Raw genomic sequence first — 13,420 nt, forward strand, 5'->3', positions numbered from 1 at the left:
ATCGAACATGCAAAACGGCGTCGTGCCTGGACACGACGCCGTCGGGCAATGCTCGCCGAGAAAGCTTAGCTGTTCTTCAGATGACGCTGCGCGCAGAAGTAATGCACGGCCGACCAGAGCAGCACCACGGTCACCGCCAGCATGGCATAGCGCACACCATTAGCCGAGGCGTCGTGACAGGCCATCGCGAGCGGACCCTGCAACGTGGCCGCGGCACCATGCACCCCCTTCGGCACAGTGCACACCTCATGGAAATTGCCCTGCGTGAACAGGTGCGAAGCAATACGGTCGCTCAGGAAACCGACCACCGGCGTACCCAGGCCCTGTCCAATCAGGTTCATCAGCAGGAAGACAATTGCCGACGCGGTAGCGCGCATGCGCGGCTCGACAATGCTTTGCACCACGGCAAAGGTCGGACCGTTCCACAGGTTGAGCGCGATCGTACCGACGAATAGCAGAGCGACGCTCACCTGCCACTGGTTCGAGATAAACGCCAGCGCCAGCGCCGGGAAACCCAGCGCGGTGCCGATCGCCGGGATCCGCGCATACCAGCGGCGGTCCTTGGCGCTGGCCCAGTCCGCGGACACGCCGCCGAGAGTATTGCCGATGATCCCGCCCACGCCGAGCACCAGACCGAAAATCAGGCCGGCCTGAGCAAAGCTCATGTCGTAGGCGCGGATGAAATACATCGGGATGAACAGGTTGATGCCGTACTGCGCAAATGCACCGATCACCGTACCGAGCAGCATCTGCACGAAGGCGCGGCTGGAGATCAGCAGCTTGAACACCTGACCCATCGGTGGAGCACTGGTACTCGTATCGGCAGCAACACCATCAGCGCCGCCGCGCTTGGGCTCGCGCAGCGTGAGCCACGCCAGCAGACCCAGCACGAGACCCGGCAGCCCCACCACATAGAACACCGGACGCCAGCCGAGATGCTGCACCAGCCAGCCGCCGCCAAGCGCGCCGGCCAGCACGCCAATGGGCGGGCCCAGCGCATAGATCGCGAGCGCGCTTGCCCGGCGGCGCGGTCCAAACTGGTCCGCGATCAGCGAATGCGAGGTCGGTGTGCTGCCCGCTTCGCCGATCCCCACGCCGAGGCGGTACAACATCAGCTGCCAGAAGGCGCCTGCCGTGCCGCAGAGCGCAGTCATCGCCGACCAGGCGATGATCGAGATCGAGATCAGTACGACGCGGTTGAATTTGTCAGCCAGACGCGCGATTGGCAGGCCGAGCACCGAATAAAAAATGGAGAAAGCCAGGCCGCCGAGCAGGCCGACCTGGAGATCGCTGAGGCTCATCTCGGTCTTCACGGCCTGCCCAACGACCGCCACGATGATGCGATCAACGAAGCTCGACGCATAGATCAGCACCAGCACCAGCAAAAACCAGCTGCGATACCAGCCGCTGCCCGACCTCGCACTCACTTCCTGGGCAGTAAGTTCTCTCATCTAGATGTCTCCATAAGCTCCGGCAATCCCGCTGGCCCTGCCAGCTTGACGGTTGTCGCTGAGCTATTTGTATACCACGGAAACCTATGTGGAATTATAGGTCGATTTTCATGCATAAATCCCAGCCACGCAATAACCAAGCAGAGGCGCACGCGTCAAGGTTCCCACCTGGCCACGCGTGCTCGCATGCACCGGCCCGCGCGCACCGGCGCGCCGCGAAACGTTAGAAGAGGTGGCGGATGCCGACCTGCACAGCCAGCTGGTTGGCCGTGGTGGAAGCGTTGTTGCCAAACAGCGCGCCGCCAGGGCCCGGCACGGAGTAGGGGGTCGACACGAGGAAGTTGTCCGCGTGCTTCTGCCCCGCGAACGCGTGCTGCAAGACGCCAAACACGTACACGTCGGTGCGCTTCGAGAGTCGATAGTCCACGCCTGCCGTGTAGAGGTCGTACTTGCCGAGCTTGTGCTGGTCCACGTAGGTGAAGCCACCGCCCACCGTAAGCGCCGGCCCGAACCTGTAGGTCGTCCCCAGTTCGTAGGCGCCTACGGTCACCACGCCGCGCGGGCTTTGCGAAGCATTCGTGTAGGTGTACACGCCATTGATCGACCACGCATTGGTCAGGCTATACATGCCGCCCGCCGCGATCGTATAGATCGATTGCGCGTCGAGCGCGACCTGCGCCATCGTGCCCACGCCGCGCGCCGCGTTGCCACCCTGCGTCTTCGTGAAGGTGAGCGCCCCCGAGTAAGGCGCGTTGAAGTTGCCGGTCGGGCTGTACTTCACGCCAGCGCTGATCACGCGCGGGTTGCCCGTCGGCGTACCGCCGAAGGCGCCAGGAATGTTACTGAAGCCGTACATCACGCCCGCGGTGACGCCGTGCCAGGTCGGCGTTTCGTAGCGCACCATGTTGCTCACCGGCTCGCCCGCGAGACGGTCGATGTCGTACGCACCGTGGAACGCGTAGGACGGCGCAAACTGGGCGACGTTGGTGTAGTAAGAGGCGTAGTCGTAGATGAAATCGTAGTCGTAGCCGGCGATCAGCGTGCCGAACGTCGAACTCTGCAGCCCCACGAAAGCGCGTCGCCCGAACAGCGCGCCGCCGTGGCTCGCGGTACCCGTGTTCAGCGAAAAGCCGTTCTCCAGAGTGAAGATCGTCTTCAGACCACCGCCGAGATCCTCAACCCCGTGCAGGCCCCAGCGTGACGCCTGGTTGATGCCGTCATCGAGCTTCACGAACGAATGGCCACCCGCGTTGTTCACATAGGTGAGGCCATCGCTGACGATCCCGTATAGCGTCACACTGCTCTGCGCGTGCGCGCCTCCCGCCACTGCGGCCGCTATCGCGCCCGCCAATACCTTCTTCTTCACTTGACGATCTCCGTGTATTGCGGGCTTTGGCGCCCGCTTTTATTGCCGGTCTATTTCCTTCGGCTGCCGACAGCTACGAACGACTTGCTGCAAGCGCGGTGACGCGAGGCACGGAAGTCATGCGCGGCCGGCCACACCGCACCACGCCTACAGCCAGCAACGCGTAGCGAATTCCGTATGCCGGGGCGTCATGGCACGCCGCTGTGAACGCTCCCAGCGGCGCGAGTGCCGCGCAAACCAACTTGAACTGTCCCTCCGTCCCGAAGCGCGAGGCAGGTCGATCGATCTGGAATCCTGCCTTTCTGCGGCCAGCAAAGCCCCGGTCCTCGAAACTCACGAGCGGTAACACGCGGGTGAATTCCGTGGCTCGCATATCCGGCGCGACGATGCCGTGCACCACGGCGAAGGTCCGACTGTCCAGCATGTTCAGCGTGACCGCGGCGATGAAAATCCGCGTGACGGTAAAGGCCGAGTAGCCAATAGAGCTTCAGATTGACCTTCGTTGCTTGATCCGCGACGGCAATGACGACCCGGTCGACGAACCGGGCTGCGAGATTCTGCGCTGTCAGCTCTTTCATTTGTGGTGTCTCCGAGGCGGGTTCCAGGTAGCTTACGATTCGCTTTTTGTATGCCACAGATCGTTTGTGGGATTTTTTTACGGATTCTGAAGCATAAATTTTCGAGGCGCAAGACTATCTCGCGTCGAAGGCATACTCGTTTTCACCAGGAGAACTTGTCTGATCAATGCATCGGCTAGAGCCAGGGACAAGTCGGAGCGGGCGAGCGCCCGCGGGCCAAGGCGCTAACGGCCGCAAGGCGCGAGGATCGAGGTTGCAAGCCACGGCTAACAGCAATTCGTTGTTCGCGCAACTAACATGGTGCGTGGACCGAGTCGCTTATCTGGCACTACTTCATGCGGCTCTGTCGCGGTTGATGAGAAGCCTGCTGTGATGCGCGTTTTCGAATGTCTGCATTACGCGCTGGATGTGAACCTGATACGTGCGTGATGGTCTGTGCGTCAAACAGATCCGGCGACCCGGCTTTACACGGACCGCCGGAATCCCGCCGTGAGGGAGCAGGTCATCGGCGGGATAAAGCGTCAACCCCTAGCCTGGCTGACCGCGTAAGTCGAAACGAAGACCAGACGCACCGTGTCGCCGGGGCGCACATGCCCAAGATCCACGTCCTTCGCGACTTCAACCGTCACCGGTTGGTAAGCGCCGCGAATCCGCAGCGTCCGGTCCTTGAGGTTGACCGCCTGCACCGTCGCCTCAGCCTCGATCTGATGGGCGACCTCATAGCCCGATGCCTGAAGCAGGAAGACGCCGGTGTCGACACGCTTACGAATACCGTTGACAGGTTCGTCGAGCTTTTACACGTCGACCGCCACAGCGTCCTTGTAATGAACGTCGATCATGGCGCCCGGGGTCACGGCTGCTGTACCCGCCTTTGCCGAAGCCAGGAGTGGCATCTGCACCAGGTTGCCCATCGGTCCGCGAACAGTCATCGTGTTCGATGCGTGATCCACGGCGACGACCTGACTGCGAATCGGAATAGCGGGAGACTGGGCGACGACCTGCTGAGTCGCTGTGGCAAGCGCATCCTGTGCGCAAGCCGATACGGCAACGGACACGCCAAGCAGCAATGCGGCGGCAATGGTGGAAATTTTCATTTCGAACTCCTTGATAAATGGACTGGATTCAGCGCTGGCGAAGGGTCAGCCCGGCGTGGGCCGGCCAACACGCGCGTTAGTTCGCTGCAGGGGTCTCGCAAGTGAATGTAATTTCGCGCCGGTCTGCTTCGGGCTTCGAATCCCCGGTGGCCGGCTGGATCGACGCCAGTTCGTGCACGGCCTTGTCGCCGCAGACTTTCTCAGCCTGCTTTACACACGTCTTGCTGCTTTCGAATAGTCCATGGCACTGCACACGAAACAACTGCGTGCCGTTCTGCGATTTGAGGATGTCGGTATTGTGTGTCGGGCCCGACGCTGTCGAGCAACCCGCGGCCAAAGCCACGCACGCGGCGACGAGCAGGATTCGGATGTTCATGATTCTCTCGCTAGAATTTTCCGATGCCACGACAAAGCGCGTAGCATCCCTGGTGTTCTTTAACGGCCTGGCTGTGCGCAGTCCGGCATCGCTGTGCAAACTGCGCCACATGGCCACGTATGTTTTCCTACCACTGATACGAGGCGCCAATGCCCACCGTCGTACCTCCGGAACTCAACCCGGCGCCAACCCGCAACTTGATGTTCTGCGTGACGCGTGCAGTCGCTCCTAGCGCCGTTGCCTGGTAGCCCCTATAGGTTGCAGCGCCAACACCTACCGCGATCATCTTGCCGAGATCGACATCGGGGATCATGGAAAGCGCAGTGGCCGCCGCAACTCCTGAATAGGCGTTACGTCCAACGTCGTTGATCGCCGTGCGCAGTCCGCCGACCTGCTGGTCCGTGTACCGCTGGGACTGGGCAGAGGATGCCTTCAACTGGTTCACGTTCACGGCATCGGTACCTTCCGTGCCGGCAGCGACATTGGCCACCTGCCGCTCGCCCCCGGCGCTGCCGACCGATACCGTGTTCGAACGGTCCGCCACCGAGTTCGCCCCGAGCGCGACCGAGTTGTCGGCGTTCGCTGCCGCATTGGCGCCCATTGCCGTGGAATGCGTGCCCGTTGCGCTTGCCGCTTCGGTCTGCCGGTCACCATCGCCCACGAACAGGGGATTCGTTGCGCCGGCCAACGAATTGTTGATCACGCCAAGTGCGTTGTTCAGCTGGTCGACGTTCACCGCATCCGTGCCCTCGCTGCCGGCCGCCACATTGTGGATCTGGGTACCGCCCGTTCCACCGCCAGCGTCACGTTGCTGTAGTCCGTCGAACCATCGGGATTCGTGTCGTAAGTCACGGCGGTCTTCGTCGTGCCGTCGCCGTTGACGAGGCCTGCGCTCTTCAGCTGCGAAACGTTCACCGCGTCCGTATCGGCTGTGCCGGCCGCGACATTGGTGATCTGCCGCTCGCTGCCTGCGGCACCGACCGATACCGTGTTCTCGCGGTCCGCGACCGAACCCGTGCCAAGCGCAACCGAGTTGCTCGCACTCGCCGCCGAGTCCGAGCCCAACGCCCAACGCCACTGCACCCGAGCCGCTCGCGATTGCCGCGCCGCCCGCGGCAACGGAATTCACACCGATTGCCTGCGAATCCGCTTGCGATGAGTTCGCATGGAAATACTTGATGCCGCCACCGTTGTTGATGTTGTTGATCGTGCCGTTGATCGCGTAGAGCTGGGAGCCGTTCACCGCATCGGTGCTGGTCTCGCTCACGTCGCCCTCAGCCACGTTCGTGATCTTCCTGCTGGCGGCGTCGATGCCACGCTTCGTGATGCTCGGGCCGCCGCTGATGGTGACGCCATTGCTATCGATGACCGTATCCCCAGTCGTCACGGAGTCGAAATCCGGATTGGCGGACACGTCGATCTTCAGGCTCTTCGTGTCTGGGTCATAGCTAGCGGTCGTGTTGCTTCCGTCGACCACATTGAGTGTTTCGTTCGGACCAATCTTGTCGGGCGAACCGTGACTTGCGCTAATGTTCCAGCCCGCGTTCGCCACGTCGCTCACAGCATCGAGCTGAGACTTGTTCACGGCGTCATCGCTGTTCGTGCCGTCCGCAACGCCGGAGATCCTGCCGCTGCCGTTCCTGTTGATTGTGATATCGCCGAACTTCGGCGAATCGGCCATCTGCAGCTGCATATCGCCGTTCCCGTCGGTCACGGTTTTCAGATTGCCGCCTGAATACGCGCCCGCGGTCGTCGCGGTGCCGGCGATGCTCATGGTTTCGCCGAGCTTGCGCGACGCCGGCGCGCCAGCATTTCCGGCGAACACGAGTGGCTTCGAGACCGCATCGTTGAGTAAATCGAGTGCCTGATTGGTCACATAGAGCTGCGAACCGTTCACGGCGTCGGTGCTGGTCTCGCTCAAGCGCCCTGCTGCAACGTTCGTGACCGTGCGTTCGTTGCCCGCTCCGCCTACACTCACCGTGCTCTGGGGATTGCTGCCGGCGAAGGTGTACGCATTGCCTGCGATGGTTGCGCCTGGCGTTGCGGCGGCAGCAGCCGTAGTCGAACCCGAACCTAGCGCCACGCTCTGGTCGTTGCTCGCAACTGCACCTGCGCCGAGCGCCATCGCCGATGTCGCGCTCGCGCTTGCACCGGTACCCACCGCTATCGAATCCGTGCTGGATGCGACAGTCGCTGTGCTGTCGCTGTCGCCGCCGCCAATGGCCAGCGACCGCGTGCCGGACGTGCCGCTCAAGGTGGCCGCACTGCCGATCCGCATGCTGCCAGTCGGGGTGCCCGTCTGGCCGCCGCCGAGACCCAGGTTTCCACCATTGACGAAAAGTTCGCCGCCCAGCGAGAGGGACGTACTCGAAGCATCCTGCCCGCCTTTGGGGTCGCTGTAAAAAAGTACACGGTTAGTTTGTGAAGCTTTGTCGCGCGAAAGGCAGGCTGAATTCGAGGTTATGTTGAGAAGTCTGCTATTTGCGCCGAAGCTTACTGTGCGGCCGCTACCTGTCCCGGTGATCGAAGCATCATTCGGCAACGAATAGGCTTCGTCCGTAATTAGCGTGCAGCCGTTGTCGCTGCCATCATTGATGAAGATTCCAGTACCCGCAAATGCGGTCTGTGCAAGAAACGGTGAAGCGATTAGCAGCATCGAGGCGATTGCGCCGCTGATCGATACACGGCGAATCGTGTCCACCACGTCACTGTGCTTGCCGCTGCCTTTTCCCATTGCGCGCGAAGACTCGCTCGCTACCCCATAAGCATTGCGCTTCCTGTTCCATACCAGTCGATAGATCTTGTTCACGACGCTTGCTCCGATGAAAGTTGCCAGTGGCAACGAACTTCGGCTCTTCCGGTTCAATGCCACGTTGATGACGGAACGCGTCGTTGGTGAGGAGAGCTGCTCGCCAATGCGGCAATAGCCAGTTCACACGGGACGTCCGTCGATGCAACCGAACGTCACGCTCACTGAGTGAATGGTCCGTATCGGTTGCTTGCGAAAAGGATCGCACCTGGCAAGTCGGACTTATATTGGGCAAACGCTGTGATGGCGCCGGGATAATGCTTAAGCGTGAACTGCGCGACGCGCGGGCGCGGGTGCATGAACCGGCTCAAAGGGCTTTCGTGGTGAGCGGCGATGGGCGGTTGACGCCGGTGCGCCTTCGCTAGCGGCCCCGTTCGCTATTTCGCCGGAGAACGGGAGGACGCGTCTGCTTCCTCATGCAGCGGATACGAGAAAACGCATCGTGACGCTCGAAGTGCCCTGTTTGAATTCTGTCGTTGTCAGCGAGCCGCGCATGAGCTCGACAAACCTGCGGCAAAGGAGCCAGGCAAGATGGCTGCCGGCCTCGCGAATCGGCTCATCATGTTGAGGGGCTGCAGCGACCGGTGACTGTGTGATTTCAAGCGTCATGCGGTAGGTACTGGACGTCCAGTTCCGCACGTCGAGGTCTACCCTCACGGCACCGCCCATACACGTGACGATCTGACGCCCGAGAAGCAGATAAAGGGCCTTGAAAAACCGCTCGCCGTCGAGCATGACGGGTACATCGGCATCCGCGTAAGCGTTGAGTGTCAGGGTGCAGCCGCGAGCACGCGCGCCAGGCTGCAAGGCATCCACGACGTCGCGCACGACGGTCTGTGGCGAGATCTTGCCGAATACGAGCCTATGCGCGCCGTGTTCGAGCGCAAGCAGGTCGGTGATGGACGGAACGAGGCGTTCCAGCCGCCCAGCGGCAAACGCCGTTTGTTGCTCGAGCGCCGAATTCCCAACGCCACCTTCCACGAAAATCACCTTATGCAGCGTTCTCAGCAGCGCGCCGATCGTGCCGAGTTCTTCACATAGCGCTTCGAGCATGCGTGTGGCCCCTTCGGCGACCGCCTCGGCGCCATCCCGTTCCAGCGCGAGGAGACTTGCAAGCTCTTCCCGTCCCGTCAGGTCGATCGATCCGCATATCATGCCCAGCAGTTCACCGCGTTCGTTTCGATACGGGGTCATCCAGACATGCATCGATGTTTGCTGGCCATTGCGCCCCCACCGCCGGTCGGCCGCCATGGGCTTACCCGCTGCGACATAGGTTTGATAACGCTCATCCATCTCCCGGGCGGTCGACTCGTCGAAACTCGACAGGTCTCCAAAACGTGTTCCCGCCGCAGCTTCGAACGTGGTGTGATGCAAGTCCAGGAACGTCTTGTTACACGCCACAAGCCGCCCTTCGGTATCGCGAACATGAAGCGGGAGCGGCGTGCCATCCAGCAGATTTTGCAGGACAGCGTCATCCCGTTCGGAAACGCCATGGAGTTGCGGGCCGCCTACGGCAGCGGCCGCATTTTCGCCCACCAGGCCAAAACGTTGAGCGATTTGAGCCAGATCGATTATAGAACGCACGCCAAGCTTTGCGATCAGGCGGCTGCGATGCGCGCTCACCGTCTTGTGGCTCAGCGCAAGCTCGTTGGCAATCTCTCCATTGCTCATGCCGCGTGCGAGGTAGGCCATGACTGTCTTCTCGCGCTCCGTTAGCACGGCAAGAGGGTCAGCCGCATCGTTCGGTTTGCGTCTCGTACCAGCCAGGCCGTCGCGGCGCGGAAAATATCGATGACCGCTCAGAATCGCGGCCACAGCCCGGCGCAGTTCCTCAACGTTCTCGTGGCGACCGACAAAGCCGTCAACGCCGGCGTCAAAGGCCCCCCGAACCAACAGCTGTGCTTCCTCGTCGCCGTAGAGCAGCGTCCTCGCTCTCGGGCCGGACGCTTCCAGGCGACGCACGAAATCGGGCGCGTTGAACATGGGCAAATCGGCGGAAACGACGATCAGAGCAGGGTTCAGGTACCGCTGGAGCGAGAGTGCTTCGCGCGCGGTATCGGCTTCTCCGACGACTTCGTGACCTGTCGCCCGAACGATGTCAGCAAGCGCGTTGAGTTCGACCGGCCGACCACTCGCGACGATGATTCTTGCCATTTTCCTTCCTCCGTGGACCCTGCGCGTACCGGGGGAGCGTGAGCGCCCGCGTACAGGTCGGGCGCACTGAAAACCATCGGAAAAGATCTTAGCGGAACCCTCGAAATGGCGAATCGCACTGGCCAGGAAAGGCCTCGGTCGCCTGAGTACGTCAAGCAGTTCTGTACGCAACGAGGACAATCGATTCTTGTCGCTTTGAAGGGCAAAACCGATAACTCGCTGTTACGAATCTCGCATCGCCGTTTCACCTGTGTCCAGGTCCGCCACCTACACTCCGAACCGTGCTCACCAACAGGGCACGCAACTGAGCAGGAGTAGCGGAAATGAACAAGGCGATTCTCGGGATGGTATTGGGCGCGGCCGCATTGGCGGCGTCGACGGCGGCAAGCGCGCACGTGGATGTCGCATTGGGGCTTGGCGTTCCCGGCATAGCCTACGCTCCAGCTCAACCGGTATATGTTGCGCCTCCGCCTGTTGCTTATGCACCCGCTCCGGTTGCGATAGCGTATCGCGACGATGATGGCTGGCGCGCACGCGAGTGGCGGGAACATGAATGGCGGGAACACGAACGCCGCGAGCACGAATGGCGCGGGCGCGAGTGGCACGAACGTGTCCGCTGGGGCTATTAAATCGACTCAACATGTCATGCCACGCAGGTGTCAATCATGAAACTGAATCACCAGGTTAGTACGTTCGTTGCGGCTGCCGCCTTGGGACTGGCGCTTGCCGGTACCGCCAAAGCCGCCGGCTGCCTGAAGGGCGCAGTCGTCGGCGGTGTAGCCGGTCACTACGCGGGCCACCATGCGGTCGTTGGAGCCGTCGGTGGCTGCATTGTCGGGCATCACGTCGCCAGGAAAAACGCGGAGGAACGTGCAGCCCAACGTCAGGCAATCCGTGAGCAGAAGCTGGCCACGTGATAACTGGCCGCGCCCTTTTTCCGCCCTCGCCCACCCTGCATGAATCATCCGGCGCGTCACCGTGGGACCCGGTGTAAATTAACTCTTCGCATAGAATGAACTCATCTGAGCAACATGTGAGGCGGTCGTTCTGCAATGGAACAAGAGAAGTACAAGGGTTGCCTGTTGTGGGGGCACGCCATCGCGCAACGGGAAGAACTCCTGGAGCCGGAACGGTATGCCGCAAGCGGCACCATCACCCGGGACAACAAGCTGATTGAAGCGTCAGGCGTACTCGGCTTGTTCGATACAGAGCAGGAAGCCCAGGAGGTTGGCCTTGCCTGGGCCCGCGCGTGGGTCGACGCCCATCTGTAATGAGGGTTACCCATGGCTAAGGCGCAGGAAGACGATGTGTTATTCTGACTGCATCCGGCTTGCATTTATCTTCTTACGGTATGCATGCCGAGCGGAGCATATCTGGATGGACGAAAGAAAACGTGAAAGCATTGTCGCCTACCTGCGGCGACGGATGGCAGAATTTGGGATCAAAGCGGACGACGTTGCCGCTTCCATTGCGGCAGACCAGGAGCGGCAGCGAGCTGCGCGATACCGCGATGCATTTGGCCACACATGGGACGGCAAAGGCTCAGCACCTCAATGGGTTGTGCAAGCGACCAGCGCCGGGCAGTCGCTCGAGCATTTTGCTATCAACAGGTCGCCGGAACCGGACTCAGGCAAACGCCCCCATGTGGATTGGCGTGATGACCCATTTGCTGGCACCAGACTAGCGACAATAAAAGCAGAACCCCTCAGAGCCGCCTGACCGACCATTTTCTCTCGCCGGGCGGCATCGCTCGACGCTGGCATTTTCGAGCGGTTCACGGCGCCCTTCGACTGCACGCTTCATTCTCGTGCCGCTAACTCTGTGATTCAGTCAGTCTGCGATACGCACTCAGATGCCGTATCAGGCCCTGCCTGTCGCCACGCGTCTCGAGCAACATAGCCAGGTTGTGGTGTGCGTCCGCATAAGACGGATCGAATTCAAGACACTTCTCGTAACTTCGCTCGGCATCCTCGAGTCTGCCCACTTCTTCAAATGCAACGGCGCGGTTGAAATGCAGGACAGCGTCTTCGGGGAAGTGGGATAGCGCTGCCTCGAATACATGAAGCGCATCCTGGCAACGTCCCTCAAATTCACACAGAAGCGCGCCCAGGTCAACGTAGGCGGCATAATAGGGTTGCGGCGAAAGCTCTATCGCCTTTCTATACGCGCGTTCCGCACCATGCACGTCGGTTGTTCTTAGCTGCTCGCCGAGGTCGTACCATTCCTCTGCCTGGTGCACCAGGTTCTTTTGCACAGGTGCAGTATCAAGGAACACGACATCGCCCTTGATTTCAGCTACTTCGAAGTCGAGCAATTGCTGCCCTGTAATCGCATCCCACTGTGAGGGGCCCGTCCTCACGACCACATCGTTGCCGACCGCAGATACTCGAATTCCCGTCAATGGCAACTCATCTGGCAATGCTTCTCTCAGCCGTGAAAGGGCCATGATGATTTTGCGCGGCGGTATGCGCGCGGCGCGCAACTGCAAGGCGGTGCGCAACAGGACGACGTCCTGGAACGTGAATCGATATGCGTTCCTCGGCCCGCGCGATGGGTTCACGAATCCGGCCGCAACCAGACCGGAAACCACGCTGCGGGAGACCCCGAGCATCGCTTGCAGCTCGCGCATCGAAATCTCGCGCGCTGTGACTTGTGGTGTCACTTGCGTGCCCGGACCTTTGCGGGTGCTTCGTCAGGAGCTTTGCTCGCGCGCGCCGCCGGCTTGCGCGTTTTGGGCGCTACAGGAATCTCAGCAACGGGTTCAGGGCTCTTGCGCCTCGATGCCGGAGCGGCTTTCGTTTTTGCATCACCCTTGAGACTGGCGCGCAAGGCGTCCATCAGGTCAATGACCTGCCCACCGCCACGCGTGGATTCCACGGCCTCCTGAGTGACGACCTGCTTGCCCTCGATTTTTTCGTCAATGGCGGCAAGGATGCGCTTCTTCTCTTCGTCCTCGTAGGCTGCCGGGTCGTAGTTGTCTTCAGCGCCCTGCTCGATAATCTGCAATGCGAGCTTCAGCTCGGCATCGGACACCTGGATGCGTTCGACGTGCAGGTCACTCAGTGAGCGAACCTCATCCGCATAAAGCAACTGCTGGAAGACGAGCCCGTCTTCTTCGGGGCGCACCTGCACGATCCGCGTCTTGCCTTTGAACGCCCATTTAGCCAACGCACAGCGGCCGCTTTGAGCGAGCGCCTGCTGCAGCAAACTATACGGTTTGCCGCCTCTTTTGTCGGGCGCGATGTAATACGCCTTGTCGTAGAAAACGGGGTTGACCGCCTTCTCTGGAATGAAAGCGAGTATCTCGACGACGTGACTGGCGCCATCCTCCAGCGCCTTCAACTCATCGCTGGTGAAAACCACGAATCTGTCCTTGTCGAATTCGTAGCCCTTGTTCATGGCCGAGCGCTCGACGACCTCCCCCGTTTTCTCGGAAACGTACTGCTGCTTCACACGCGAGCCGTCGGGCGCGAGCATGTGAAACCTGACGTCGGACGAACTCTCAGTCGCGGTGTAGAGCTTCACCGGTATCGAAACAAGCCCGAAAGAGAGCGACAAGGAAGCGATTGAGCGGGCTGGCATGGACTTCTCC

General features: G+C 61.0%; 13 protein-coding genes and 1 pseudogene. 4 read left to right on the top strand and 10 right to left on the bottom strand.

Annotation, left to right across the window (positions count from 1 at the left end):
* Positions 1-65: 65 nt before the first annotated feature.
* The 8 genes and pseudogenes from P5W98_RS16855 to P5W98_RS16890 form a co-directional block, all read right to left on the bottom strand.
* Positions 66-1,379: a spinster family MFS transporter gene (locus P5W98_RS16855; RefSeq protein WP_421027097.1), complete on the bottom strand. Its 1,314-nt coding sequence runs from the start codon at positions 1,377-1,379 to the stop codon at positions 66-68.
* A 295-nt stretch (positions 1,380-1,674) separates the two neighbouring features.
* Complete coding sequence (locus tag P5W98_RS16860) at positions 1,675-2,817, bottom strand: porin (RefSeq protein ID WP_421026870.1); 1,143 nt, start codon at positions 2,815-2,817, stop codon at positions 1,675-1,677.
* A 188-nt stretch (positions 2,818-3,005) separates the two neighbouring features.
* A complete protein-coding gene (locus P5W98_RS16865; protein ID WP_421073357.1) occupies positions 3,006-3,395 on the bottom strand; it encodes a hypothetical protein in 390 nt (129 codons plus the stop codon).
* A gap of 794 nt (positions 3,396-4,189) precedes the next feature.
* Positions 4,190-4,489: a hypothetical protein gene (locus P5W98_RS16870; RefSeq protein ID WP_421026869.1), complete on the bottom strand. Its 300-nt coding sequence runs from the start codon at positions 4,487-4,489 to the stop codon at positions 4,190-4,192.
* A gap of 76 nt (positions 4,490-4,565) precedes the next feature.
* The gene (locus tag P5W98_RS16875) at positions 4,566-4,865 is read right to left on the bottom strand and encodes a hypothetical protein (RefSeq protein ID WP_421026868.1); all 300 of its coding nucleotides are present in this window, start codon (positions 4,863-4,865) and stop codon (positions 4,566-4,568) included.
* 127 nt (positions 4,866-4,992) lie between these two features.
* Positions 4,993-6,108: a YadA family autotransporter adhesin gene (locus P5W98_RS16880; protein ID WP_434718533.1), complete on the bottom strand. Its 1,116-nt coding sequence runs from the start codon at positions 6,106-6,108 to the stop codon at positions 4,993-4,995.
* Positions 6,100-7,737, bottom strand: a pseudogene (locus P5W98_RS16885) (ESPR-type extended signal peptide-containing protein); the annotation flags it as partial. The gene P5W98_RS16880 and the pseudogene P5W98_RS16885, both read right to left, overlap by 9 nt.
* 351 nt (positions 7,738-8,088) lie before the next feature.
* Positions 8,089-9,828 (bottom strand): LuxR C-terminal-related transcriptional regulator, encoded by a 1,740-nt coding sequence (locus P5W98_RS16890; protein ID WP_421026867.1) that lies wholly within the window; start codon positions 9,826-9,828, stop codon positions 8,089-8,091.
* Positions 9,829-10,151: 323 nt separating this feature from the next.
* Here P5W98_RS16890 and P5W98_RS16895 point away from each other — a divergent pair, with 323 nt between their 5' ends.
* The 4 genes from P5W98_RS16895 to P5W98_RS16910 all read left to right on the top strand — a co-directional run bounded on the left by P5W98_RS16895 (position 10,152) and on the right by P5W98_RS16910 (position 11,547).
* On the top strand, positions 10,152-10,457 hold the full coding sequence (locus P5W98_RS16895; protein ID WP_421026866.1) for a hypothetical protein: 306 nt from the start codon (positions 10,152-10,154) through the stop codon (positions 10,455-10,457).
* A 36-nt stretch (positions 10,458-10,493) separates the two neighbouring features.
* Positions 10,494-10,745, top strand: coding sequence for a hypothetical protein (locus P5W98_RS16900; RefSeq protein WP_421026865.1), 252 nt, complete (start codon positions 10,494-10,496; stop codon positions 10,743-10,745).
* A 135-nt stretch (positions 10,746-10,880) separates the two neighbouring features.
* Positions 10,881-11,099 (top strand): hypothetical protein, encoded by a 219-nt coding sequence (locus P5W98_RS16905; protein ID WP_421026864.1) that lies wholly within the window; start codon positions 10,881-10,883, stop codon positions 11,097-11,099.
* A 106-nt stretch (positions 11,100-11,205) separates the two neighbouring features.
* The gene (locus P5W98_RS16910; RefSeq protein ID WP_421026863.1) at positions 11,206-11,547 is read left to right on the top strand and encodes an H-NS family nucleoid-associated regulatory protein; all 342 of its coding nucleotides are present in this window, start codon (positions 11,206-11,208) and stop codon (positions 11,545-11,547) included.
* 94 nt (positions 11,548-11,641) lie between these two features.
* Here the strand turns inward: P5W98_RS16910 and P5W98_RS16915 are convergent, their stop codons facing one another.
* Both P5W98_RS16915 and P5W98_RS16920 read right to left on the bottom strand, forming a co-directional pair.
* Positions 11,642-12,457 carry a tetratricopeptide repeat protein gene (locus P5W98_RS16915; RefSeq protein ID WP_421026862.1) on the bottom strand — a complete coding sequence of 272 codons (816 nt, stop codon included), beginning with the start codon at positions 12,455-12,457 and terminating at the stop codon, positions 11,642-11,644.
* A 29-nt stretch (positions 12,458-12,486) separates the two neighbouring features.
* Positions 12,487-13,410 (bottom strand): Ku protein, encoded by a 924-nt coding sequence (locus P5W98_RS16920; RefSeq protein WP_421027095.1) that lies wholly within the window; start codon positions 13,408-13,410, stop codon positions 12,487-12,489.
* Between the last annotated feature and the right edge of the window lie 10 nt (positions 13,411-13,420).

Origin of the sequence: Paraburkholderia sp. A1BS-2L (assembly GCF_051125205.1) — a bacterium.
In the GTDB taxonomy this organism is placed as follows: Bacteria; Pseudomonadota; Gammaproteobacteria; order Burkholderiales; family Burkholderiaceae; genus Paraburkholderia.

What these genes read in the sequence shown, in the direction of transcription:
- P5W98_RS16865 (WP_421073357.1), bottom strand. Translation starts at nt 3,395, where the DNA reads ATGAAAGAGCTGACAGCGCAGAATCTCGCAGCCCGGTTCGTCGACCGG.
- P5W98_RS16870 (WP_421026869.1), bottom strand. Translation starts at nt 4,489, where the DNA reads ATGAAAATTTCCACCATTGCCGCCGCATTGCTGCTTGGCGTGTCCGTT.
- P5W98_RS16875 (WP_421026868.1), bottom strand. Translation starts at nt 4,865, where the DNA reads ATGAACATCCGAATCCTGCTCGTCGCCGCGTGCGTGGCTTTGGCCGCG.
- P5W98_RS16890 (WP_421026867.1), bottom strand. Translation starts at nt 9,828, where the DNA reads ATGGCAAGAATCATCGTCGCGAGTGGTCGGCCGGTCGAACTCAACGCG.
- P5W98_RS16895 (WP_421026866.1), top strand. Translation starts at nt 10,152, where the DNA reads ATGAACAAGGCGATTCTCGGGATGGTATTGGGCGCGGCCGCATTGGCG.
- P5W98_RS16900 (WP_421026865.1), top strand. Translation starts at nt 10,494, where the DNA reads ATGAAACTGAATCACCAGGTTAGTACGTTCGTTGCGGCTGCCGCCTTG.
- P5W98_RS16905 (WP_421026864.1), top strand. Translation starts at nt 10,881, where the DNA reads ATGGAACAAGAGAAGTACAAGGGTTGCCTGTTGTGGGGGCACGCCATC.
- P5W98_RS16910 (WP_421026863.1), top strand. Translation starts at nt 11,206, where the DNA reads ATGGACGAAAGAAAACGTGAAAGCATTGTCGCCTACCTGCGGCGACGG.
- P5W98_RS16915 (WP_421026862.1), bottom strand. Translation starts at nt 12,457, where the DNA reads ATGCGCGAGCTGCAAGCGATGCTCGGGGTCTCCCGCAGCGTGGTTTCC.
- P5W98_RS16920 (WP_421027095.1), bottom strand. Translation starts at nt 13,410, where the DNA reads ATGCCAGCCCGCTCAATCGCTTCCTTGTCGCTCTCTTTCGGGCTTGTT.